The sequence below is a fragment of the Rathayibacter sp. AY1C7 genome (genome assembly GCF_002931865.1).
In the GTDB taxonomy this organism is placed as follows: Bacteria; Actinomycetota; Actinomycetes; order Actinomycetales; family Microbacteriaceae; genus Rathayibacter.
This window is the reverse complement of record NZ_PSWB01000003.1, coordinates 169201-192859: the sequence shown is the minus strand read 5'-3', so window position 1 is coordinate 192859 and position 23659 is coordinate 169201. Positions and strand designations below refer to the sequence as shown.

The window sequence follows — 23659 nt, the reverse complement described above, 5'->3', positions numbered from 1 at the left end:
GCGCGGGGGCGCGGGGCGGCGGCGGGGTCGGGCGTCTGAGCGGCGGTCCGCTCCTCCGTGTTCGTCATGGCTCCCATTGTCCTCCTCCGCACGGCCGCGGGGGCCGCCACGGGCCGAGCGGGGGAGGAGGACGGGGAGTCGGCGTCCGGGGAGGAGCGTCAGGACGCGTCCTTCACCATCCCGCGGACCGAGAGCTGGACGACCAGCGGCCGGTGGTCGCTCCCGGCGTCGTCGCGGTCGTCGACGACCTGGTAGCCCGAGACCTCCCAGCGTCCGGAGAAGAGGACGTGGTCGATCGGGGCGCCGAGCGCGGGCGGGACCGAGGACGGCCAGGTGCCCAGGGCGGCGCCGCCCGCGACGGTCCCCGCGTCGCGGCAGCCGCCCAGCGCGGCCGAGCCCGGCAGCCCGGTCCAGTGGTCGACCGTGGAGTTCAGATCGCCGAGGACCACGACGTCCTCCTCCGCGGAGCAGAGCGCGGAGACCGAGAGCAGATCGCTCCGCCACTCCGCGAGGCGCGAGGGGATCGGCGCCATGGTGTGCACCGCGGCGAGGACGGGGCGCTCGGGAGTGTCGGGGCGTGCGACGAGGGACGGTGTCGATCCGGTGACGACCGCGGCGGTGTCGACGCTGTAGCCGCCGAGCGAGGGGGAGAGCAGCAGGGCCGCCCCGTCGTCGGCGCCCGACCCGGCGTAGTGGAGGGTCATCGACATCCCCTGGGCGCTGAGCGCGTTCACGACGTCCTGCGCGTGCGTCTGCGAGACCTCGAGGAGGGCGATGCCGTCGACCGCGCTCTCCCGGGCGAGCGAGGCGATCGTGTCGACGGGCACGCCGTCGTGCAGCACGTTCCAGGTCGCGAGGCGCACGTCGGCGAGGCGGTGGGCGCGCGGAGCGGCGGAGTCGTAGCCCCGCGCTCCCTGCACTCCCGCGAGCACGAGCGCGAAGACGACGCCGAGCGCCGCGAGGGCCAGCGCGAGGCGCCTGACCGGAGCGACGAGGACCGCGATCACGACCAGGACAGCGGCGAGCCCGACGGCCGCCGCGCCCGTCGCGAGCCGGAACGGCACCAGCTGGGCGAAGGGGGCCTCCCGGGCGATCCCGAAGAAGCCGGGCGCCGCGACCACCAGCAGAGCGATCGCCACGATCACCGCCACCGCGGTCTTCACCAGTCTCGTCCCCATCGCCGCCCAGGCTACTAGGGCATCGGAGGGCTCGCAGGCGGCGCGTCTACGATGAGCGCATGCATGTCGACGGGGGCCGTTACGACCTCCACACCCACTCCGTCGTCTCCGACGGCACCGAGGCTCCGGCCGTCCTGGTGCGGGCCGCGGCCGCGGCCGGGCTCGCCGGAGTGGCGCTCACCGACCACGACACGACCGGCGGCTGGGCCGAGGCGCTCGCCGCGGCCGAGGAGGCGGGCATCGACCTGCTGCCCGGCATGGAGCTCTCCTCCCGCGTCGGCTGGGCCAGCGTCCACGTCCTCGCGTACCTCGTCGATCCGGCGGATCCGGGGCTCGTGGCCGAGACCGCGCGCATCCGCTCGGCCCGCACGCACCGCGCGGAGGCGATCGTCACCGCGATCGCGGCCGACTACGACCTCACCTGGGACGACGTCCTCGCCCAGACCAGCCCGGGCACGACCATCGGGCGTCCGCACATCGCCGACGCGCTCGTCGCCCGCGGCCTGGCCACCGACCGCTCCGCGGCCTTCGCGGGGATCCTCGACTGGCGCGGCGGCTACTACCGCCCGCACTACGCGCCCGACCCGGTCGACGCCGTGCGCCTGGTCCGCGCGGCGGGCGGGGTCCCGGTCATCGCGCACCCGGCCGCGAGCGCCCGCGGGATCGCGGTCGAGTCGATCCTCCCGCAGCTCGTCGACGCCGGCCTGTTCGGCCTCGAGGTCGAGCACCGCGAGAACACGGCCGACGGCAAGCGCCGCCTGCGCGAGCTCGCCGAGCAGTACTCGCTCGTCACCACGGGCTCGAGCGACTACCACGGCACGGGCAAGCCCAACCGCCTGGGCGAGAACACGACCGCGCGCGCGACCGTCGACGCGATCCGCTCCTCCGCCCGCTGAGTCGCGGAGAGCCGCTGACAGGCGGAGAGCCTCCGGATCACCGTGACCGCTGAGGGGCGGAGAGCCGCTGAGTCGCGTGGGGACACCGCTGAGTCGCGTGGGGACACCGCTGAGTCGCGGGAGAGCCGCTGAGACGCCGGGAGCCCGCCCTCCCGCGACGGATCGCGGGGGGACGGGCTCGGGGCGCGGAGGCTCAGGCCTGCGCGTCGGGGCGCGGCGAGCGGCGGCGCGACCGGGTGCGGCGGCGCGGCTCGCTGTTGCCGTCGTGGTGCTCCTTGCTCTCGCTCGAGGGAGCGGGGCCGGTCTGCTGCGGAGCGGTCGAGTCGGCGGAGTCGGAGCGGGTGCGGCGACGCGGCGGCCGGTCGCCCCGCTCGGAGCGCTCGCCGCGGTCGGAGCGCTCGCCCCGGTCCGGGCGCGCGTCGGCCTTCGCCTCGGCGGGGATCGGGGTCGGCTTCAGCCGTCCCTTGGTCCCCGCGGGGATGTCGAGGTCGGTGTAGAGGTGCGGCGACGACGAGTAGGTCTCGACCGGGTCGGGCTGGCCGAACTCCAGCGCCCGGTTGATGAGGGCCCACTTGTGCAGGTCCTCCCAGTCGACGAAGGTCACCGCGATGCCGGTCTTGCCCGCGCGCCCGGTGCGGCCGACGCGGTGCAGGTAGGTCTGGTCGTCGTCCGGGATCGTGTGGTTGATCACGTGGGTGACGTCGTTCACGTCGATGCCGCGCGCGGCGACGTCGGTGGCGATCAGGATGTCCTTCTTGCCGGCCTTGAACGCCGCCATCGCGCGCTCGCGCTGCTCCTGGTTGAGGTCTCCGTGCACGGCCGCCGCGTTGAAGCCGCGGTCGTTGAGCTCCTCGACGATGCGGGCTGCGGCGCGCTTCGTGCGGGTGAAGATGACGGTCTTGCCGCGGCCCTCGGACTGCAGGATGCGCGCGATGACCTCGTCCTTGTCGAGCGAGTGCGCCCGGTAGACGATGTGCTTGATGTTCGCCTGCGTGATGCCCTCGTCGGGGTCGGTCGCGCGGATGTGGATGGGCTTGTTCATGAAGCGGCGCGCGAGCGCGACGATCGCGCCCGGCATCGTCGCCGAGAAGAGCATGGTGTGGCGGGTGGGCGGCGTCTGCGCGAACAGCTTCTCGATGTCCGAGAGGAAGCCCAGGTCGAGCATCTTGTCGGCCTCGTCGAGGACCATCACCTGCACGTTGGCGAGCGAGAGCAGGCGCTGCCCGGCGAGGTCCAGGAGGCGGCCGGGGGTGCCGACGACGATCTGCGCGCCGGCCTTCAGCTGCTCGATCTGGCCCTCGTAGGCCTTGCCGCCGTAGATCGAGACGATCTTGGTCGGCCGGTTGGAGGCGGCCAGCTCGATGTCCTCGGTGACCTGCACGGCGAGCTCGCGGGTCGGGACGACGATGAGCGCCTTGACGCCCGGCTCCGGGTCGGTGCCGAGGGCCTGGATGAGGGGGAGGCCGAAGCCGAAGGTCTTGCCGGTGCCGGTCTTGGCCTGGCCGATGATGTCCTGCTTCTGCAGGGCCAGGGGGATCGTCTGCTCCTGGATGGGGAACGGCTCGAGGATGCCCTTGGCGGCGAGTGCGGCGACGATGTCGTCGTCGATGTTCAGATCGGAGAAAGTCACGGAGTGAAGCGCCTGTCGTGTCGAACGGTCTACGCCCCTGTACGACTCCGGGCGCAGGGTCACCGATCCAGCGCCGGTGACATCCCGGCGAGTCTACTGCTCCCGGCCCCGCCGGCCCCGGAACGCCGCTCCTCCGGCGCCCTATGCTGAGGAAATGGCTGCCTGGTTCCGACGTCGACGTCCCCTGCTCGAGGTGCCCCGCCTGACGCCCCGCGGGGAGTCGAGCCAGAAGCGCGACCGCGTCGACCTCGCCGACCTCACCCCCGAGGTGCTGCCCTACCTCGGCCAGGTCGCCTACCTCCAGCTCGCGGTGTTCGAGGTGCTGGCGCGCGCCGTCGCCGAGACCGACGACCTCGCGGACAAGGAGGCCATCTCCTCCGCCGCCGGCACGGCCCTCGCGAAGCACCACGCGGTCGTCGCCGAGCTGCGCCGCCGCGACGTGGAGCCCGGCGAGGCCATGACTCCGTTCCGCCCCGCGATCGACACCTTCGAGCGGCTCACCCGCGGTGCGGACCTCCACGAGACGCTGCTCTCGGCGTACATCACGGCGGGCCTGCTCGACGACTTCTTCATCCGCCTCACCGGCGGGCTGCCCACCGACGTGGGGCCGCGCATCGCGCAGACGCTCGGCGCGGACACGGGCGTCGACGGCGTGATCGCGATCCTCCGCCGCGAGATCGCCGCGGACGAGCGCCTGGGCTCGCGCCTGGCCGTCTGGGGCCGCCGCCTGGTGGGCGACACCCTCCTCGTGGCGCGCTCCGCGCTGATGGGGTCGGGCAACCACGACTCCGACGAGTCGCGGATCGAGCCGGTGTTCACCGAGCTCATCGCCTCGCACACGCGCCGGATGGACGCGCTGGGGCTCACGGCCTGACGGTTCCCGGCGTCGCACTTCCCGGAATCCGGAACGACGGAGGCGCGGAAGTCCGAGGACTCCCGCGCCTCCGGCTCGGATCAGGGGGCGACGCGTCCCGAGAGCATCGCCTGCAGGGAGGCCTCGTCGCGGCGGGCGCGGCTGCGCCCGAGCGAGAGGCCGACCGGGACGACGACCACGGCGGTCGCGACGAGGGACAGGACCCAGATCAGGCCGCCGTCCCACGGCAGGCCCGCCCAGGTCAGTGCGACCCAGACGACTGCGGCGACGAGGCCGCCGATCGCCGGGACCAGCACGGAGCCGTGCAGGTGCCGGTGCGGCAGCCCGTAGCGCGCGGCGAGACCGATCAGGACCCCGAACAGGGTGATGAAGAGGAGCTCCACGACGTGTCCGTCCGGGACGCTCTAGGCGACGAAGCCGACGCGGCGCGACTCCTCGGAGCCGACCTCGACGAAGGCGATGGTGGCGGTCGGGACGATGTAGATCTTGCCCTTCTCGTCGCGGAGGCGGAGGACGGCGGTGCCGGCCTCGAGAGCGGTGGTCACCGTCTTCTCGACCTCGGTCACGGACATCGACGACTCGAAGTTGAGCTCGCGCGGGGTGTTGACCATTCCAATACGGATTTCCACCAGCAGTGCCTTTCGGGAGGGGACGAGGGTGTCAGGATACGGGACCGCGCTCGGACGACCGCGCCGGTTTCGCGGTGAGCGGAGCGGGCGGCCGGGGCTCCCGGCGGGGACGGGCGGGAGTGTCGGACCCGGTGGCTACCGTGGTCGTGTGACCGCTCCCGCGACCCCCGCTCCCTCCACCGCAGCCTCCGTCGGCGAGGCGCTCCCGGGCGAGCCCGCGGTCGTGCTGGACGACTCCCAGCGCGCGGTGCTCGCGCTGCCCGAGGGCCGCAGCGCCGCCGTGCTCGGGGCGCCGGGGACGGGCAAGACCACGACGGTCGTCGAGCTGGTCGCCGAGCGCGTCCTCGAGCGGGGGTACCCGCCCGAGTCGGTCGTGGTGCTCGCGGCCAGCCGCACCGCCGCCACCGCCCTGCGCGACGTGCTCGCCCTGCGGCTGGGAGTGCCGACCCGGGGCCCGCTCGCCCGGACCGCGACCTCGCTCGCGTTCGAGGCGGTCACCTCCTCCGCCAAGGAGCGCGGCCTCGAGCGGCCGACCCTCCTGACCGGCGGCGAGCAGGACGCACTCCTGTCGGAGCTCGTCGAGGGCCACCTCGAGGAGGGGACCGGCCCGCGGTGGCCGGAGGAGTTCAGCCCCGAGGTGCTGCGGCTGCGGACCTTCCGGACCGAGCTCCGCGAGTTCGGGATGCGGGCGACCGAGCACGGGCTCGACTCGGACGCGATCCGCGCCCTCGGGATCGACGCGGAGCGCGGCGAGTGGAGCGCGGCGGCCGACGTGCTCGACGAGCTGCGCGAGGTGGTCGAGTGGATGGCGCCCCAGGCGGGGACCCGCCTGGACGCTGCGGAGTTCGCGGCCTATGCGGCCGAGGCGATCCGCGCGGGCGAGGGCGGCGAGCGGATCGACGCGCTGCGTCTGGTCGTCGTCGACGACCTCCAGGAGGCGAGCGAGTCGACGCTCGTGCTGCTGCGGGCGCTGACGGAGCGCGGGGTGACCGTGATCGCGCTGGGCGATCCGGACGTGGCGACCAGCGCCTACCGCGGCGCGGCCTCCGACACGCTCGGCCGGTTCGCCGCGAGCATCGGCGCGTCCGACGTCGAGACGCTGGTGCTCGCGCGCGTGCACCGCCACTCGGCCGCGCTGCGGGCGGTCGTGTCCGCGGCCACCGAGCGGATCGGCACCGCGGCGGCCGGCCGGCAGCGGGCGGCGGTCGCGGCTCCGGCCCCCGAGGCGGGCCCGGCGCCCGTCCTGGTGCTGCACGCGCCGACGGCGGCGCGGGAGGCGGCGACGGTGGCGCGGCTGCTGCGCGAGCGGCGGCTGCGCGACGGAGTGCCGTGGCGGCGGATGGCGGTCGTCGTCCGCTCCGGAGCCGCGGTCCAGCCGCTGGTGAAGGCGCTCGCGGTGGCGGAGGTGCCGACCCGCTCCGTGCTCGCCGGACGGGCGCTGCGCGACGATCACGCGGCCCGGGCGCTGCTCGTGCTGGTCGGCGTCGCGATCGGCGAGCGGCCCCTCGATGCGGAGCTCGCGGCGGAGCTGCTGCTCGGCCCGTTCGGCGGGGTCGACCGGCTGGGGCTGCGCAGGCTCCGGCTCGCGCTCCGGGCGGAGGAGCTGGCCGCCGGCGGCATCCGCGCGAGCGACCCGCTACTGGTCGAGGCCCTCGCAGCGCCCGGCCGATTCGCGACCATCGACTCCGCTCCCGCCCGGCAGGCCGAGCGGCTGGCCGTGACGATCGACCGGGTCCGCCGCCTGCACGAGGAGGGGGGCTCGATCGAGGAGCTCCTGTGGTCGGCGTGGGAGTCCAGCCGCGTCGCGTCCTCCTGGCGCGAGCTCGCCCTCGGCACCGGCCTGACCGCCGCCGAGGCCAACCGCAACCTCGACGGCGTGGTCGCCCTCTTCAGCGCCGCGCGCCGGTTCGTGGAGCGGGCGACCGGGCACTCCGCGATCGGCTTCGTCACCGAGATCCTCGAGGCGGAGGTGCCCGAGGACACTCTCGCTCCGCGCTCCGTCGAGGACGCGGTCCTCATCGGCACGCCCTCCTCGGTCGTCGGCCTGGAGTTCGACGTCGTGGTGGTGGCGCGGCTGCAGGACGGCGTCTGGCCCAACCTCCGCCAGCGCGGCTCGCTGCTCGATCCGGACGGTCTGCTGCGGCACGCCCGCGGCGAGGGCGGACTGCCGCTCGACGCCCGCAAGGCCACTCTCGACGACGAGCTCCGGATGTTCGCCCTGGCCGCCTCCCGCGCCCGGCGGCAGCTGGTGCTCAGCGCCGTCGCGGGCGAGGACGAGACGCCCTCCCTCTTCTTCCGGCTCACCCCGCCGGACGCGCCGCGGCTCGATCCGGCCTCCGCGGTGCCGCTCACGCTGCGCGGGGCGGTGGCGGCGCTGCGCCGGACCGCCACCACACCGGACTCGACCGAGGCTCCCGTCGCCATCCGAGGGCTCAGCGCCCTGGCGCTCGCGGAGGTCCCCGGTGCCGACCCCTCCTCCTGGTCCGGGGTGCTCGAGCCCTCGACCACGGAGCCGCTCTTCGACGTCGGCGACCCCGAGCGTCCCGTCTCCGTCTCGCCGAGCCGCCTCGAGGCCTTCGAGCGGTCCCCTCTGGACTGGTTCGTCGACGCCGTCTCCGGCTCCACGACGAGCACGGCGATGGGGGTCGGCACCCTCGTGCACTGGGTCCTCGAGAACGCCGAGCGGCCCGATCCGCAGGAGCTGTGGGCGGCTCTCGAGTCGCGGTGGCCCGAGCTGGTCTTCGAGTCGCCCTGGCTGGGGGAGCGGCAGAAGCGCGTCACACGGCGGCTGATCGACGGCCTCGCGGGCTACCTCGCCGACTTCGAGCGCGGGGGAGGCGTGGTGCTCGGCCGCGAGCAGCAGTTCGAGCTCGACGTCCCGCCCGCCCGGGTGCGCGGCTCGATCGACCGCGTCGAGCGCGCGGCCGACGGCTCCGTCACGATCGTCGATCTCAAGACGGGCCGCAGCACCCCCCGCAGGGACGACATCGCCGAGCACGCGCAGCTGGGCAGCTACCAGCTCGCCGTCGCCGAAGGCGCGATCGAGGCGGCCGACCCGGCCGACGGGGGAGGCGCGAAGCTGCTCTTCGTGGCGACGGGCGTGCGCGGGAAGCCGTACCGAGAGGTGGTCCAGGAGCGCTTCGGCGAGGAGGAGCTGGAGCGGCTGCGCGAGCGCGTCCGCGCCGCGGCCCTGGGCATGGCGGCGGCGGGCTTCTCGGGCCTGCTCGACGCGACCCCGTTCTCCCCCGGCGACGCCCTGCGGTACCGCATCCACGCGGTGCCCGAGGTCCCGGGGGACGGCCTCCTGGCGATCGACGAGGTCGACGAGTCAGAGGACCCGGAGGACTCCGAGGGGCCGGATCCCGATGCGCCGGCCGATCCATCCGGCGCCGCCGACCCCGACCCCTCCGCCGTCTCCGAGGAGGAGCTGCCGTGATCGACGCCCTGACCATCGCCGAGCGCCTCGACCTGCGTCCGCCCACCGCCGAGCAGCGCGCCGTCATCGAGGCGCCGCTCGAGCCGGCCCTCGTGGTCGCCGGCGCCGGCAGCGGCAAGACCGAGACGATGGCCAACCGCGTCCTCTGGCTCCTCGCGAACGGCCACGCGGCGCCGTCGGAGGTGCTCGGCCTCACCTTCACCCGCAAGGCGGCGGCCGAGCTCGGCGAGCGCATCGGGCGGAGGATCGACCAGCTCGGCGCGGCGGGCCTGCTCCCGCTCGCGCCCGGGCAGTCGGCGCCCGACCCGTTCGAGGCCGCCACCGTCTCGACCTACAACGCCTTCGCGAACACGATCTTCCGCGACAACGCCGCCCTGATCGGCCGCGAGGGGGACGCGACCGTGCTCTCCGAGGCCTCCGCCTGGCATCTCGCGCGGGGAGTCGTGGCCGACACGGCCGATCCGCGCATCCTCGAGGTGGAGGCGGGGATCGACCGGCTGACCGACCTCGTCGTCTCGCTCGCGCACGACCTCGCCGACAACCTCGCCGATCCGGCCGCGGTCGCCGCGTTCGCCGAGGACTTCCTCCGCCTGGGCGAGCTGCCGCGCGGAGGCAGCGGCTCGGGGCTCTACCGCGAGCTCGAGAAGGCGCTGCAGGCCGTGGGCGCGCTGCCGGTGCTGACGGCGCTCGCCGAGCGGTTCCAGGAGGCGAAGGCCGAGCGCGGCTTCGTCGAGTTCTCGGACCAGGTGGCCCTCGCGCTGCGGATCGTCGACCGGGTGCCGCGGATCGTGGACGAGCACCGCGCGAGGTACCGGGTGGTGCTCCTCGACGAGTACCAGGACACCTCCGTGCTGCAGACCCGCCTCCTCTCGCGGCTCTTCGCCGGGCAGGGAGTGATGGCCGTGGGCGACCCGCACCAGTCGATCTACGGCTGGCGCGGTGCGAGCGCCGAGGGGCTCGGCCGCTTCGGCACCGATTTCGGGGGAGCGGGCCGCTTCTCCCTCAGCACGAGCTGGCGCAACGGCCGCCGTGTGCTGACCGCCGCGAACGCGATCGTGGAGCCGCTGTCGGCGAGCAGCGCGGTCGCGGTCGACACGCTGAGCGCGGGTCCTCAGGCCTCCGAGCACCCGGTCGAGCTCACCTTCCCCGAGACGATCGAAGAGGAGGCGGACGACGTCGCCGCCTGGTTCGCCGGGCGCCTGCGCCAGAGCGCCGAGCCGCCGTCGGCCGCGGTGCTCTTCCGGGTGCGCGCGCACATGGACCGCTTCGCCGCCGCGCTGGCGAAGCACGGCGTCCGGTACCACATCCTCGGCATCGGGGGCCTGCTGCGGCAGCCCGAGATCGCCGACCTCGTCGCCGCGCTCACCGTGGTCGAGGACCCGGCCGCCGGCAGCGAGCTCGTCCGCCTCCTGGCCGGCGCCCGCTGGCGTCTGGGCGTCCGCGATCTCAAGGCGCTGCGCGACCTCGCCTCGTGGCTCGCGGCCCGCGACCATGCGCACCGGCTGCTCCCGGAGGATGTGCGCGAGCGGATGCGCGCGTCCGTCACCGAGGGCGAGGGCGGCTCGATCGTCGAGGCCCTCGACTTCATCGCGGCGCGCCGCCCCGGCGACGACGGGCGGATCGACCACTCCGCGCTCGGCGGGTTCAGCGCCGAGGGCCTGCGGCGCCTGCACGAGGCGGGCACCCTGTTCGCCCGGCTGCGCGCCCGGGCCGGGCTCGACCTCCTCGACTTCGTCACCCTGGTCGAGCAGGAGCTGGGCCTGGACATCGAGGTCGAGGCGAACGAGTCGCGCGGGGACGGCCGCGCCAACCTCGAGGCCTTCCGGGAGGCGGTGGCCGGGTACCTGCAGACGGACGACCGCGGCGCCGGCACCGGCTCCTCCCTCCGCGGATTCCTCCGCTGGCTCGTCCTCGCGGACAAGCGCGACGGCCTGGCCCCGCGACCGGAGGACCCGGAACCGGGGACGGTGCAGCTGCTGACGATCCACGGCTCCAAGGGTCTGGAGTGGGACCTCGTCGCCGTCCCGCGGATGGTCGACGGCGAGCTCCCCGGCACGCCGGTCGAGGGCTTCCGCGGGTGGGTCAGACTGGGCGCGATGCCCTACGCGTTCCGCGGCGACGCCGCCGAGCTCCCCGATCTCGCCTGGCGCGGCTGCAGCACGCAGAAGGAGGTCGTCGACGCGATCGGAGCGTTCGGCGACACCCTCCGCGAGCGCAACGAGGCGGAGGAGCGGCGTCTCGCCTACGTGGCCGTCACGCGGGCGCGTCACCACCTCCTGCTCAGCGGCTCGTGGTGGGCCGGCCAGGCCAAGCCGCGCGGACCGGGCGTCTTCCTCCGCGACCTCGAGGAGGCCGGCACGATCCCGCCGCTGCCGACCGAGCCCGCGAACGAGGAGAACCCGCTCGAGCGGGCCCCGCGCACGTTCCGCTGGCCCCACGATCCGCTCGGCTCCCGCGGCGACCGGGTCCGCGCCGCCGCCGCCCGGGTCCGCAGCGCCGAGCCCGCTCTGCTCGGAGCGCGCGGCGACGACATCCGCCTGCTGCTCGCCGAGCGGGCGGTGCGGCTGGCCGGGGGCGAGCGCACGCCGCTGCCCACCCGCATCCCCGCCTCCCGGTTCAAGGACATCGTCAGCACTCCGGACGAGGTCGCCGCGCAGCTGCGCCGGCCGATGCCGGAGCGCCCCTACCGGCAGACCCGGCTCGGCACGACCTTCCACTCCTGGGTCGAGAACCGCTTCGGCGTCCAGGGCGGGGCGGAGGCGGTCGACACCTTCCCCGACGAGCTCGACGACGCCGGCCCCGCGTCCGTCGAGCAGGAGCGGCTCGACGCCCTGATCGCCACGTTCGAGCGCTCGGAGTGGGCCGACCGGCGCCCGGAGGCGGTCGAGATCGAGATCCACCTCCAGCTCGCCGGCCACGTCGTCGTCTGCAAGCTCGACGCGGTGTACCCGACGGAGGACGGCGTGCAGATCGTCGACTGGAAGACCGGGCGGGCGCCGAAGGACGCCGCCGACCTCGAGCTCAAGCAGTTCCAGCTCGCGCTGTACCGGCTCGCCTACTCGCGCTGGCGGGGGGTGCCGCTCAAGAGCGTCGACGCCGTGTTCTACTTCGTCGCCGACGACCTCGTGCTGCGGCCCGAGCGGTTCTACTCCGAGCGCGAGCTCGCAGAGTCGCTCTCCTCGGCGACGGGAGCGAGCCCGCGGCCGTGAGCGGAGGAGCTCGTGCGGGCTCCCGGCGTGCGGTTGAGCAGCTCCTCGACCTCTGAGACCTCCAGCACCGGGCCGGTGTCGGTCGAGAGGGGCGCGGAGAGGTCGCCGAGCACGCTGTCGACCAGCGTGTCGAGCATGGCGACCGCGTCGTCCACGATGGCGGAGTCGTCGGTCTCGGTGCCGTGCAGCAGCCAGCGGGCGAGTTCGAGTTCGGCGTAGAGCTGGGCGCGCTGGCGGATCGTGCGGTCCACTGCTCCCGCGCGCATCCGGGAGTAGGCGGAGAGCGCCGTCTCGGAGCCCGGGGCGCTCAGCAGCCAGTGCAGGTCGCGCGCCGGGTCGCCGACCCGCAGCGCCGCCCAGCCGAGCACGGCCGCGACGACGTCGCCCGAGCGGAGGAAGGAGTCGGCGGTCATCGAGCCGTTCACCACGGTCGGGTCGAACTGCCAGAGCGCCTCGTCGGAGGAGGCCGACTCCCAGCGCGCGACGAGCGCCGCCGGGACGTGGCCGGTGTCGGCCGCGCGCTCGATCACCGCGACCGTCTCGTTCACGCTGTCGCGCGCGGTCGCGATCGGCAGGCCCGCCTCCTGGACGAACGACACCGGGAGCGAGTGGATCGCCCCGACGGCCCGGCCGATCGAGTCCGCGAGCCCGCTCTGCGCGGCCACGTCGTCGATGAGGACGCGATCTCCCTCGAGGTACTCGTAGACGACCGCGCGGGTGCCGTCGAACGGCGTCTGCCCGACGCTCTCCTGCAGATCGAAGGGCAGGCGGCTGCGGATGCCGGCGGTCAGCGCTCGGAGCGCGACGAGGTCGCCGAGCTGCTCCTGCTCCGCGAGCGCGGACGTGGGAACGCGCACGACGAGGCGGGCGCCCTCGCGCGTCGTCAGCAGGGCGGAGTCGAAGTCGCCGTGCGTCGAGGACGTGAAGGGGCGCGCGGAGCGGACGTCGAGGCCCTCGACGGCCGAGGTGGCCAGCGCGGCTAGAGTGAGATGGGATCTGGCCATGGTTTCCAGGGTAGGCGGCTCGTGCCCGGCCGGCCCGCCGCCACGCGCTGTCCCGCCGATGCCGTCGAAGGCCCGCGACAGCGGTCCTCGCGGCCCCCGTCACGAAATGAGCCCCGGATGTCACTGCCCTTCGCCGATCGCCTCCCGCTCTCGCGACAGGCGGCCGACCGCGACGGCGTCGGACGCTCGCGGCCCGCGCTCTTCGACGAGCTGCTCGCCGATCCCGCCACCCGCGTGCTCGTCCTGCACCACGACCGGACCCTGGTCGAGGCCGACCGCCTCCTCCTGCGCCGCCCCGAGGACGTGACCGCCGGCACCCTCCGGATCTACCTCGGCCGCACGCTCGCCGAGGCCCCCGGCGAGCCGGTCGGAACCCCCGTCATCGCGACCGTCCTCACCGACGCGGCCGCCGCCGAGCTCGAGCCCGACGAGGAGCGGTGGAGCGGCCTGCGCCCGATCGCCGAGCGCCTGAGCGACCGCGACGCGGGCCTGTTCACCGAGGCTCTCGCCATCGCGAACTGGCACGCCTCGCACGGCTACTCGCCCCGCAACGGCGACCCGACCGTCGTCGAGCAGGGCGGCTGGGTCCGCCGCTCGCCCACCGACGGCAGCCAGGTCTTCCCGCGCACGGATCCGGCGATCATCGTCTGCGTCCTCGACGCGGACGACCGCCTCCTCCTCGGCTCGAACGCGATGTGGGGCACCGGCCGCTTCTCCCTGCTCGCCGGCTTCGTCGAGCCGGGCGAGTCGCTCGAGGCCGCCGTGATCCGCGAGATCGGCGAGGAGTCGGGCATGCGCGTCGTCGACCCGCAGTACCTCGGCTCGCAGCCCTGGCCCTTCCCCGCCTCCCTCATGGTCGGCTTCACCGCCCGCCTCGCCGAGGACCAGTCCCCGGAGGATCTGCTCCCGGACGGCGAGGAGATCGTCGAGCTGCGCTGGTTCACCCGGCAGCAGCTGCACGACTCGCTCGAGTCCGTGCTGCTGCCCGGCCGCTCGTCGATCGCCCGCGCGATGATCGAGGACTGGTACGGAGGCGAGCTGGAGAACGGCCCGATCGCGTGACCCTGCTCGACGGACTCGACGAGGGGCAGCGCGAGGCGGCGGAGGCGCTGCTGGGGCCGGTCTGCGTCCTCGCGGGAGCGGGCACGGGCAAGACCCGGACGATCACGCACCGCATCGCGCACGGAGTGGCGACCGGCGTCTACACGCCCGGTCGCGTCATGGCCCTGACCTTCACCAGCCGCGCCGCGGCCGAGCTGCGCTCGCGCCTGCGGGTGCTCGGCGCCGGTGGCGTCCAGGCCCGCACGTTCCACGCAGCGGCTCTCTCGCAGCTCGGCTACTTCTGGCCGCAGCTGGTGGGGGGCACGATGCCCCAGCTGCTCGACGGCAAGGCCCGCCTGCTCGGGCACGCGGCCGAGCGGCTCCGCCTGAAGCTCGACACGGCGACGCTCCGCGACCTCTCGGCCGAGATCGAGTGGCGGAAGGTGTCCGCCCTCTCCCTCGAGCAGTACGCCGTCGCCGCCCGCACGCGCCCCCTGCCCGGACGGCTCACCCTGGAGCAGACGGTCGCGCTCGTGGACGAGTACGAGGGGCTGAAGGACCAGCGCCGCCAGATCGACTTCGAGGACGTCCTGCTCGTGACCGCCGGGATGCTCGAGTCCGAGCCCGCGATGGCGATGCAGGTGCGCGAGCAGTACCGCTTCTTCGTCGTCGACGAGTACCAGGACGTCTCGCCGCTGCAGCAGCGGCTCCTGGAGCTCTGGCTCGGCGACCGGAGCGACCTCTGCGTCGTCGGCGACGCCAGCCAGACCATCTACTCCTTCGCGGGTGCGCGGGCCGACTACCTCCTCGACTTCCCGTCCCGCTGGCCGGCCGCCACCGTGGTGCGTCTGGAGGAGAACTACCGCTCGGCCGTGCCGATCGTCCAGACCGCGAACCGCCTCATGCGGGGCAGGCCCGGCGCCCTCTCGCTCCACGCCGTCGCCGCCGCCGAGGCGCCGGAGCCCGCGATCGACGCCTACCCGGACGACATCGCGGAGGCGCGCGGGATCGCGGCGCGGGTCGCGGCCGACATCGAGGCAGGGGTGCGCCCCTCCGACATCGCGGTCCTCTTCCGCACCAACAGCCAGTCGGCGGTCATCGAGCACGCCCTGCACGAGCGGGGAGTGAGCGCGCACATGCGCGGCGGCAAGCGCTTCTTCGACCTCCCCGAGGTGAAGCAGGCCGTGATGCAGCTGCGCGCGGCGTCCGTGTCGATCAGCGGCGAGCCGCTGTTCAAGTCGGTGAGCGACGTCCTCCGCTCGCTCGGCTGGAGCGCCGAGCCCCCGTCGGCGCCCGGTGCGGTGCGCGACCGGTGGGAGTCGCTGGACACGCTGGCCCGCCTCGTCGACGAGGCCCCTGCCGGATGGACCTTCCGGCAGTTCACCGACGACCTGATCGCACGCCAGCAGGTGCACCACGAGCCGGACCGCGGCGCGGTCACCCTCGCCACGCTGCACTCGGCGAAGGGCCTCGAGTGGGAGTCGGTGCACCTGATGGGGCTCGCCGAGGGCCTGCTGCCGATCTCGTACGCCGCCGGCCTCGAGGCGATCGACGAGGAGCGGCGCCTCCTCTACGTCGGCATCACCCGGGCCCGCCGGCGCCTGCGCCTCTCGTGGGCGCGCTCGACGGTCGGCCGCGTCACGCGGAGGGAGCCGTCGCGCTTCCTCGAAGAGCTCGGCACGCGCACTCGGGGTGCGGCTCCCGCTCCCGCACGGTGAAGGCTCCGGAGGCGTCGCTGTAGATCCGCTCGGCCCCGCGGAGCCCTCGCCAGCCCGCGAGCAGCCGCCGCAGCACGGCGTCGGCGGCCGCCACGGCGATCGCGGCGCTCGCGAGCGGCGTGCGGGTGGGGGCTGAGCGGCCGAGCACCTGGATCACGAGGCGCGCGCGATCCGGGTCGAGGTCCATCCGGTCCCGCTCGGCGCAGTGCAGGCACGGTCCGGACCCCGGCTCCACCAGGGGTCCGAGGCGCACCGATTCGTCGCCGAACACCACCGCCAGGTGCGGCACGTCGGCCGCGAGCCAGTGCGCGGCGCGGGCGGGGGCGACCGCGAAGTCGGCGATCAGCACGGCGAGGTCCGGCGTCCCGTCGTCGGCGAGCAGCGAGCAGCCCTCGCTCCGGAGCAGCGTGCGCAGTGCGTCCGGTGCCGCGCCCGTCCCCTCGACGACGACCCGCGGTGCCGGGGGAGGGCCTGGCTCGACGCTGCGCAGCAGGACCGGCCGGAGCGCCTCGAGCACCTCGTCGACCCGCGCCTCGCTCGCTCCGGCGCGCGCCGCGATCAGGCGGACGGTGCCGGCGCTGGTGCCCACGCGGAGGGCGTCGAGCAGCAGCTCCTCCGGGTAGCCGACGCCGTCCAGCACCGCGTGCGGCCGGTCGAGGCCGAGCTGCACCGCGGTCGCTGAGCGCCAGAGCAGGGGGAGTCGGGGATCGAGCCGGAGCACCATCCGGCGATCATGGCCGAGACCGGCCCGGCGCCGCGCGAGTTGTCCACAGGCGGGCGCCGGACGGGGGTCAGACGGGGCGGTCGCCCGTGGGGGAGGAGCCGCGGTCGTCGTCGTCCGGCGAGCCGGCGTCGTCGGTCGTGTCCGGGGCGTCTCCGGAGGCGCCGTCGCCCTCGCGCGGCATCGTGCCGTTCAGCAGGTCCTCCAGCGCGCGGTCCATCTCGTCGGGCTCCGGGGTCTCGCCGCGGGCCTCGGCCGTGAGCCGGGCGACGAGCGCGCTCGGGTCGTCCAGGTCCTCCGAGCCGGGGAGCAGGTCGGGGTGCGACCAGAGGGAGTCGCGGGCCTCGGGCCCGACGGCGTCGGTCACGGCCTGCCACATCGCGGCGGCCTCGCGGAGGCGGCGCGGGCGCAGCTCCAGGCCGACGAGGGTGGCGAAGGCGGATTCGGCCGGCCCGCCGGAGGCGCGGCGGCGGCGGACCGTCTCGGCGATCGCCCCGGCGCTGGGCAGGCGAGTGGTCGCCGCCGCGGTGACGACGTCGACCCACCCCTCGATGAGGGCGAGGACGGTCTCGAGGCGGCCGTGCGCGGCGAGCTGCTCCTCCGTCTTCGGCGGGATGAGCGCGCCGGAGGTCATCGCGTCGCGGAGCTTCTCGGGGTTCGACGGGTCGAAGCCCTCGGCCAGCTCCTCGAGGCGGGTGGTGTCGATGCTGATCCCGCGCGCGAAGTCGGTGATCTGCGAGATGAGGGCGAGACGGAGCCACTTGCCGTGCCGGAAGAGGCGGGCGTGCGCGAGCTCGCGGACCGCCAGGTACAGCTGCACCTGGTCCAGCGGGATGTCGAGGCCCTCGCCGAACGCGGCGACGTTCTGCGGCAGGATCGCCGCGTCGTTCTCCTCCAGCAGCGGGATGCCGATGTCGCCGCCCGAGACGACCTCGGCGGCGAGCTGCCCGACGACCTGGCCCAGCTGCAGGGCGAACAGGGTGCCGCCGATCCCGCGCATCATGCCCTCGGCACCGGCGATCATCGCCTGCATCTCCTCCGGGGCCTGCTCGCGGAGCACGCGGGTCAGCGCGTCCGAGATGCTCAGCGCCACCGGCTCGGCGAGCTGGGTCCAGACCGGCATCGTCAGGGAGATCCACTCGAGGCGGCTGATCGAGCGCGGCGTGCGGCTCAGCTCGGAGACGTACGCGACCTCGTCGAGCCAGAGCGCGGCGACGCCGAAGGCCGCGTCGATCGGAGCCCGCACGGAGTCGGACACCGGCGCGGACTCGGCGCGCGCGAGCTGCTTCGCCTGCTCGAGCGAGAGCGTCCAGTTGACGCCGCCGTCGCCGTTCTGCTGCATCGCGCTCTGCAGCTGCGAGAGCAGGTTCTGCAGGGCCACCGGGTCGTTCGGCAGGCCTGCCGCTCCTGCGAGCTGCGAGGGGTCGACCGGGCCGTTCCCCGAGAGGAACTGCCGCAGCATCTCCCGGAACTCGTCCTCGGAGCCGCCGCCCGCTCGGTCCGCACTGTCGCCATCGGCCATCGGGATCAGCCCTCCGTCGCTCACCTGAATCCGGTCGCCGCACCGCCTCCGCGGCCCTGCACAGGGCGCCGGTTCCGGCGCGACTCCCAGTCGTGCAAGCTACGTTAGCCCGAGCGCCCGGGGCCTCGGCGTGCAGAGCACCGCTCGGGCCCAGCCCGCTTCCGCCCGCCGCGAACATCCCGGCGGAGCCGCTCCACCCGTTGCCAGAAAGGCCCCCGTGTCGCTGTTCTCCGACGACCCGCGCCCCTCCTCCTCCTCGCGCCGCCCGTGGGTCGGACCGGTCGTCCTCCTCTCGGGTGTCGCCGTCGTCGTCGGTCTGGGCGTCGCGCCCGCCCCCTACGTGATCGAGCAGCCCGGCCCCGTGTTCGACACCCTGGGCAGCAGCAAGGACGTGCCCCTCATCTCGATCCCGGACCGCATCACCTACCCCACGGCCGGCACGCTCGACATGCTCACCGTGTCGGTCGTCGGCAACCCGCAGAGCCTGCCCACCTGGGTCGAGGTCGCGAGCGCCTGGTTCGACAGGACCAAGGCGGTCGTCCCGGTCGACGCGATCTTCCCTCCCTCCTCCACGGTCGAGGAGCGCGACGAGGCGAACCAGGCCGAGATGACCGACTCCCAGCAGGAGGCGATCGCCGCCGCGCTCACCGAGCTCGGCTACCCCGTCGAGCAGCGCGTCTCGGTCGTGCAGGTGCCCGAGGGCTCCCCGGCCGAGGGCGTCCTGGAGGCGGGGGACGAGATCCTCGCGGTCGCGGGCACCCCTGTCGCCGACGCGACCGCCCTGCGCGCGACCCTGCAGACCCTCGGCACCGGCTCCCCGGTGCAGGTCAGCATCGAGCGCGAGGGCGTCCGGCAGGAGGTGGAGGTCACGCCGCGCGACTCGAACGGCGCCGCCGTCATCGGCGTCCTCCCCGGAGCGGCCTTCGACTTCCCGTTCGAGGTCGACATCCAGCTGGACGACGTGGGCGGGCCGAGCGCGGGCATGATGTTCGCCCTCGGGATCATCGACAAGCTCACCGAGGGCGAGCTCAACGGCGGGCGGAGCGTCGCCGGGACCGGCACGATCGACGCGGCCGGCGAGGTCGGCGCCATCGGCGGGATCCGCCAGAAGCTCTACGGGGCGGAGGGCGCCGGAGCCGAGTACTTCCTCGCCCCCGCGACCAACTGCAACGAGGTCGTCGGCCACGTCCCCGACGGGCTCGACGTGCTCGCGGTCTCGACCCTCGACGACGCCCTCGCCGCACTGAAGGGCATCGCCGCGGGCGACACCTCCGGGCTGCCGGACTGCAGCACCGCCGCTCCCCTCGACTGATCCCGCCCGCCGACCCCGGGTCGACGCCCAGGTGAGCCGGACAGCCGTCGCATAGCATGGGTGGCCTCCCCTCACATCTCGACAGCAAGAGGCCCTCACGTGAGTTCCACAGCAACCGAAACCCCGCCGCGGAAGAGACGGAGCGTCCTCGCCGTCACTGTCGTGGTGGTGGCCGTCCTGGTGGTGGCGTTCTTCGTCTTCGCCGGTCTGTACACCGACATCCTCTGGTACGACCAGCTCGGCTTCCTCTCCGTGCTCACGACGCAGTGGGCGGCGGCGGGCGGTCTCTTCGTCATCGGCTTCGTCGCCATGGCGGTGCCGGTGTTCATCAGCCTGATGCTGGCGTACCGCCTCCGGCCGGTCTACGCGAAGCTCAACTCGCAGATCGACCGCTACCAGCAGGTCGTGGAGCCGCTGCGGCGCCTGGCCACCTTCGGGATCCCCGCGGTGCTCGGCCTCTTCGCCGGCGTCTCCTCCGCCACCCGCTGGCAGACGAGCCTCACCTTCTGGAACCGCACGCCCTCGGGCACCACGGATCCGCAGTTCGGCCTCGACACGTCGTTCTACCTCTTCGAGCTGCCCTTCTACCAGAGCATCGTCGGCTTCGCGTCGGCGGTCCTGCTGATCTCGGCGTTCGCGACCCTCGCCACCGGCTACCTCTACGGAGCGATCCGGGTGAACGGCCGCGAGATCCGCATCTCGAAGGCCTCGCGCATCCAGCTGGCGGTCATCGCCGCCCTCTACCTCGCCGTGCAGGCGGTCAGCCTCTGGCTCGACCAGTACGCGACGCTCGCGCAGCAGGGGCCCCGCATCACCGGCGCCACCTACTCCACCGTCAACGCGACGATCCCGGGCCTGCAGATCCTGGCCGGCATCGCGGCGCTGGTCGCGATCCTCTTCGTCGTCACCGCCTTCATCGGCCGCTGGCGCTTCCCGGTCATCGGCACCGCGCTGCTGATCGTGTCGAGCCTGCTCGTCGGCTCCCTCTACCCGTGGATCGTGCAGAAGTTCCAGGTCGAGCCCAACGAGCGCACGCTCGAGCAGCCCTTCATCCAGAACAACATCGACATGACGCGCCAGGCCTACGGCGTCAGCGACGTCGACGTCATCCCCTACGACGCGACCACCGACGCCGAGCCGGGCGCCCTGCGCTCGGACGCCGAGACCACCGCGAACATCCGCATCCTCGACCCCGCCGTCGTCACCGACGCGTTCTCGCAGCTGCAGCAGTTCCGCCAGTACTACAAGTTCGGCGACACGCAGAACGCGCTCGACGTCGACCGCTACTCCATCGACGGATCGACGCAGGACGCCGTGGTCGGCGTCCGCGAGCTGAACCTCAACGGCCTCGGCACCAACCAGACCTGGTACAACCAGACGCTGGTCTACACCCACGGCTACGGCCTGGTCGCCGCTTACGGCAACCAGCGCTCGGCCGACGGCGAGCCGGTGTTCATCGAGTCCGGCGTCCCGACGACGGGCGACCTCGGCGACTACGAGCCGCGGATCTACTTCGGCGAGAACTCCCCGCCGTACTCGATCGTGGGCGGCAACGACTCGCGCGACATCGAGCTCGACTACCCCTCGGGCACCGACGGCGCGCAGCAGACCTACACGACCTTCGACGGCGAGGGCGGCCCCGCTCTCGACAACGTCTTCAAGAAGCTCGTCTACGCGATCAAGTTCCAGTCCGAGCAGATCTTCCTCTCGGACGGCGTGAACGACGACTCGCAGATCCTCTACGACCGCGATCCCGTGCAGCGCGTCCAGAAGGTCGCACCGTACCTCAAGCTCGACTCCGACGCCTACCCGACCGTCGTCGACGGCCGCGTGAAGTGGGTCGTCGACGGGTACACCACCTCGGCCGACTACCCGTACTCGGAGGTGCAGAGCCTCTCGCAGGCGATCGCCGACACGAACACGCAGCAGCAGTTCCCGACCGACGACGTCAACTACATCCGCAACTCGGTGAAGGCGACCGTCGACGCGTACGACGGCAGCGTCACGCTCTACGCGTGGGACACCGAGGACCCGATCCTGCAGACCTGGCAGAAGATCTTCCCGACCACGGTGAAGCCCGTGAGCGACATGTCGGGCGAGCTGCTCAGCCACGTCCGGTACCCGGAGGACCTCTTCAAGGTCCAGCGCGCGGTCCTCGGCACCTACCACGTCACCGACGCGGGCTCCTTCTACTCCCGCGAGGACGCCTGGGCGACGCCGAACGACCCGACGAGCGGAGCCGCGACCACGGCCGCCGCGACCGGCACCAGCCTGCAGCCTCCGTACTACCTGACGCTGCAGACGCCGGATCAGGACGTGCCGTCGTACTCGCTCTACTCGACGTACATCCCGGCGAGCGTCCAGGGCGCGCAGGCCAGCCGCAACGTGCTGACCGGCTACCTCGTGGCCGACTCCGACGCCGGCTCGACGGCGGGCTCCGTGGCCGACGGCTACGGCACGCTCCGCCTGCTCGAGCTGCCGAAGGACGACACGGTGCCCGGCCCCGGCCAGGTGCAGAACGCGTTCACCACCGACCCGACGGTCGCGAACGAGCTGAACATCCTCTCCCGCGGCGACACCACCGTCACGAGGGGCAACCTGCTCACGCTGCCGGTCGGCGGCGGCCTGCTCTACGTCCAGCCGATCTACGTGCGCTCCAACGGAGACACGAGCTTCCCGCTCCTGCAGAAGGTGCTGGTCGCGTTCGGTGACGACATCGCCTTCGAGGACACCCTCGACGCGGCCCTCGACAGCCTCTTCGGCGGCGACTCGGGAGCCGACGCGGGCGACACCGGCACGCCGACGACTCCGGACGCCGGCACCGGCACCTCGGGCGGCGACACCGGAGGCGACGCGGGCGGCACGACCGGCGGCACCGGCTCCACGCCGGCCACGGGCGACCAGACGGCGCTGCAGCAGGCGCTGAACGACGCGCGGGACGCACTCACGGCTCGCGAGAACGCCCTCAAGGCGGGCGACCTCACCGCCTTCGCGGCGGCGGACGAGCAGCTGACCGAGGCGCTCTCGCGGGCGCTGCAGGCCGAGGGCGGCCAGTAGCCCGCATGGTGCAGGTCGACCGCGGCGAGCACCTCCGCTCGGGGGAGTGGCTCGAGCTGAACCGCACGTACTGGGAGGAGCGCACCGGCGAGGGTGCGCTCCACCCGGAGCTCGTCACCGCGGCGCTCCTCGACCCCGGGCCGAGGATCCTCCAGCTCGGCTCGGGCGACGGGCTCGACGCGCTCGAGCTCGCCGAGCGCGGCGCCCGCGTGGTGGGCGTCGACTTCTCGATGCCCGCGGTGCGCCGAGCACGCGCCGCCGCCGCGGACAGGGACCTCGCCGGCTCCGCCCGCTTCGTCTGCGCGAACCTCTACGAGCTGCGGCACATGCTGCCGGAGCCCGACTCGTTCGACGTCGTGCTCTGCAGCGCCGGCGTCGTCTCGTGGCTCCCCGACCTGGAGGAGTGGGCGCGGCTGGTGGAGTGGTTCGTCGCCCCCGGCGGAGCGGTGCTCGTCGCCCCGTCGTCGTCCGCTCCCGTCGGCGCCGACGTCCGCACCTGGTCGCGCACCTCGTCCGAGCTCGCAGCCGCCCTGACGGCGGTCGGGCTGAGCGTGGACGGGAGCGCCGTGCTGCGCGCCGCCAAGCCCGCCTGAGACCGGAGCCCGCTCCCACCGCCGCGTCGATTTGCACCGGCGCCGGAACGCGTGTAATGTCTCTTCTTGTGCCGCGGGGTGGAGCAGTTCGGTAGCTCGCTGGGCTCATAACCCAGAGGTCGTAGGTTCAAATCCTGCCCCCGCAACAAGAAAGCGAAAGCCGGTCCTGAGAAGGGCCGGCTTTCGTCGTTAACGCGGGTCGCGGACGTGCTGCCCGCGGCTGACGGTGTTAGGGCCGAGACCTAGTCGCCCTCGATCACGCTCAGCACGTTGCCCGCCGGATCGCGGAACCAGCAGATCGTCGGCCCGTGGCCGCGCATCACTCCGTCCGCATCGGTCGGCAGCGACGGGTCGTCGTAGATCGCCGTGGTGACGCCTGCCGCGTGCAGCTCGGCGACCGCCGCGTCGACGTCCTCCACCGAGAAGTTCAGGATCGTGAACGACGCCGGCTCGTGGTCCGGCTTCGGGTACGCGATCGCGCGGCCTCCGCCCGGCAGCCGGATGTCGAGGATCCCCATCGCGTTCAGCTCGACCTCGAGCCCGAGCACTCCGCCGTAGAAGGCCCGCGCCGCCTCCACGTCGTCCACGCCGAAGCCGCTGAAGGCCCTCTCGCTCCGGATCATCGCCGTCCTCCCTCCCGCGGCCGCACCGTCGCGCCCGCTCCGCTCCGGACGCTACTCCGGTCGCCCGTCCGCGTCACCGTCGGACCCGCCCGCGGCGCCGCCGACCGCGAGCCGGTCTCGCGCGACCCGCATCCGCGGACCGGCCTCCCGACGCTCCGCGCCGACGCGTGTGCCGGACCGGCCCGCACGTTAGGCTCGACCCCGATGCGAGGGGTG

The 23659-nt window shown here is 73.8% G+C and carries 17 protein-coding genes and 1 tRNA gene; 10 read left to right on the top strand and 8 right to left on the bottom strand.

Annotation, left to right across the window (positions count from 1 at the left end; translation table 11 throughout):
• Positions 1–158 precede the first annotated feature (158 nt).
• The gene (locus C5C69_RS02895; RefSeq protein ID WP_104256196.1) at positions 159–1178 is read right to left on the bottom strand and encodes an endonuclease/exonuclease/phosphatase family protein; all 1020 of its coding nucleotides are present in this window, start codon (positions 1176–1178) and stop codon (positions 159–161) included.
• Positions 1179–1237: 59 nt separating this feature from the next.
• On the opposite strand from C5C69_RS02895, the gene C5C69_RS02890 reads away from it, so the two are divergent.
• Positions 1238–2074, top strand: coding sequence for a PHP domain-containing protein (locus C5C69_RS02890; protein WP_104224845.1), 837 nt, complete (start codon positions 1238–1240; stop codon positions 2072–2074).
• 193 nt (positions 2075–2267) lie between these two features.
• On the opposite strand, the gene C5C69_RS02885 is transcribed toward C5C69_RS02890, so the two are convergent.
• Entirely contained in the window at positions 2268–3704 is a 1437-nt protein-coding gene (locus C5C69_RS02885) for a DEAD/DEAH box helicase (RefSeq protein WP_104224844.1), read from the bottom strand.
• A 154-nt stretch (positions 3705–3858) separates the two neighbouring features.
• On the opposite strand from C5C69_RS02885, the gene C5C69_RS02880 reads away from it, so the two are divergent.
• A complete protein-coding gene (locus C5C69_RS02880; RefSeq protein WP_104224843.1) occupies positions 3859–4578 on the top strand; it encodes a ferritin-like fold-containing protein in 720 nt (239 codons plus the stop codon).
• An 80-nt stretch (positions 4579–4658) separates the two neighbouring features.
• On the opposite strand, the gene C5C69_RS02875 is transcribed toward C5C69_RS02880, so the two are convergent.
• On the bottom strand, positions 4659–4961 hold the full coding sequence (locus C5C69_RS02875) for a hypothetical protein (protein WP_104226942.1): 303 nt from the start codon (positions 4959–4961) through the stop codon (positions 4659–4661).
• Positions 4962–4982: 21 nt separating this feature from the next.
• Positions 4983–5207: a DUF3107 domain-containing protein gene (locus C5C69_RS02870; protein ID WP_104224841.1), complete on the bottom strand. Its 225-nt coding sequence runs from the start codon at positions 5205–5207 to the stop codon at positions 4983–4985.
• A gap of 148 nt (positions 5208–5355) precedes the next feature.
• On the opposite strand from C5C69_RS02870, the gene C5C69_RS02865 reads away from it, so the two are divergent.
• Complete coding sequence (locus C5C69_RS02865) at positions 5356–8643, top strand: ATP-dependent DNA helicase (RefSeq protein ID WP_104257280.1); 3288 nt, start codon at positions 5356–5358, stop codon at positions 8641–8643.
• On the top strand, positions 8640–11852 hold the full coding sequence (locus C5C69_RS02860) for an ATP-dependent DNA helicase (protein ID WP_104257279.1): 3213 nt from the start codon (positions 8640–8642) through the stop codon (positions 11850–11852). The genes C5C69_RS02865 and C5C69_RS02860 overlap by 4 nt, the downstream gene beginning before the upstream one ends.
• Here C5C69_RS02860 and C5C69_RS02855 read toward each other — a convergent pair.
• Positions 11789–12856, bottom strand: a complete 1068-nt coding sequence (locus C5C69_RS02855) for a phosphotransferase (protein ID WP_104257278.1) — start codon at positions 12854–12856, stop codon at positions 11789–11791. The two genes, C5C69_RS02860 and C5C69_RS02855, sit on opposite strands and share 64 nt — an antisense overlap.
• A gap of 117 nt (positions 12857–12973) precedes the next feature.
• Between C5C69_RS02855 and nudC the strand changes: the two genes are divergently transcribed.
• Both nudC and C5C69_RS02845 read left to right on the top strand, forming a co-directional pair.
• Positions 12974–13918, top strand: coding sequence for an NAD(+) diphosphatase (gene nudC / locus C5C69_RS02850; RefSeq protein ID WP_104233180.1), 945 nt, complete (start codon positions 12974–12976; stop codon positions 13916–13918).
• A complete protein-coding gene (locus C5C69_RS02845; RefSeq protein ID WP_104224836.1) occupies positions 13915–15615 on the top strand; it encodes an ATP-dependent helicase in 1701 nt (566 codons plus the stop codon). Before nudC ends, C5C69_RS02845 begins: the two co-directional genes overlap by 4 nt.
• Here C5C69_RS02845 and C5C69_RS02840 read toward each other — a convergent pair.
• Positions 15536–16339 carry a hypothetical protein gene (locus tag C5C69_RS02840; RefSeq protein ID WP_104257277.1) on the bottom strand — a complete coding sequence of 268 codons (804 nt, stop codon included), beginning with the start codon at positions 16337–16339 and terminating at the stop codon, positions 15536–15538. The genes C5C69_RS02845 and C5C69_RS02840 overlap by 80 nt on opposite strands.
• Positions 16340–16406: 67 nt before the next feature.
• A complete protein-coding gene (locus tag C5C69_RS02835) occupies positions 16407–17858 on the bottom strand; it encodes a zinc-dependent metalloprotease (protein ID WP_104257290.1) in 1452 nt (483 codons plus the stop codon).
• Positions 17859–18075: 217 nt separating this feature from the next.
• Between C5C69_RS02835 and C5C69_RS02830 the strand changes: the two genes are divergently transcribed.
• The 4 genes from C5C69_RS02830 (at position 18076) to C5C69_RS02815 (ending at position 22966) form a co-directional block, all read left to right on the top strand.
• A complete protein-coding gene (locus C5C69_RS02830; protein ID WP_104257276.1) occupies positions 18076–19170 on the top strand; it encodes a PDZ domain-containing protein in 1095 nt (364 codons plus the stop codon).
• A 99-nt stretch (positions 19171–19269) separates the two neighbouring features.
• Complete coding sequence (locus C5C69_RS02825) at positions 19270–22227, top strand: UPF0182 family protein (protein ID WP_181027225.1); 2958 nt, start codon at positions 19270–19272, stop codon at positions 22225–22227.
• Between the two features lie 5 nt (positions 22228–22232).
• Positions 22233–22820, top strand: a complete 588-nt coding sequence (locus tag C5C69_RS02820; RefSeq protein WP_104257275.1) for a bifunctional 2-polyprenyl-6-hydroxyphenol methylase/3-demethylubiquinol 3-O-methyltransferase UbiG — start codon at positions 22233–22235, stop codon at positions 22818–22820.
• Positions 22821–22892: 72 nt separating this feature from the next.
• A tRNA-Met gene (locus C5C69_RS02815) sits at positions 22893–22966 on the top strand.
• A gap of 96 nt (positions 22967–23062) precedes the next feature.
• Here the strand turns inward: C5C69_RS02815 and C5C69_RS02810 are convergent.
• Complete coding sequence (locus tag C5C69_RS02810) at positions 23063–23443, bottom strand: VOC family protein (protein ID WP_104257274.1); 381 nt, start codon at positions 23441–23443, stop codon at positions 23063–23065.
• Positions 23444–23659 lie beyond the last annotated feature (216 nt).

Coding starts and splice junctions, on each gene's coding strand:
- C5C69_RS02890 (WP_104224845.1), top strand. CDS start 1,238: ATGCATGTCGACGGGGGCCGTTACGACCTCCACACCCACTCCGTCGTC.
- C5C69_RS02810 (WP_104257274.1), bottom strand. CDS start 23,443: ATGATCCGGAGCGAGAGGGCCTTCAGCGGCTTCGGCGTGGACGACGTG.
- C5C69_RS02840 (WP_104257277.1), bottom strand. CDS start 16,339: ATGGTGCTCCGGCTCGATCCCCGACTCCCCCTGCTCTGGCGCTCAGCG.
- C5C69_RS02880 (WP_104224843.1), top strand. CDS start 3,859: ATGGCTGCCTGGTTCCGACGTCGACGTCCCCTGCTCGAGGTGCCCCGC.
- C5C69_RS02820 (WP_104257275.1), top strand. CDS start 22,233: ATGGTGCAGGTCGACCGCGGCGAGCACCTCCGCTCGGGGGAGTGGCTC.
- C5C69_RS02855 (WP_104257278.1), bottom strand. CDS start 12,856: ATGGCCAGATCCCATCTCACTCTAGCCGCGCTGGCCACCTCGGCCGTC.
- nudC (WP_104233180.1), top strand. CDS start 12,974: ATGTCACTGCCCTTCGCCGATCGCCTCCCGCTCTCGCGACAGGCGGCC.
- C5C69_RS02835 (WP_104257290.1), bottom strand. CDS start 17,858: ATGGCCGATGGCGACAGTGCGGACCGAGCGGGCGGCGGCTCCGAGGAC.
- C5C69_RS02895 (WP_104256196.1), bottom strand. CDS start 1,178: ATGGGGACGAGACTGGTGAAGACCGCGGTGGCGGTGATCGTGGCGATC.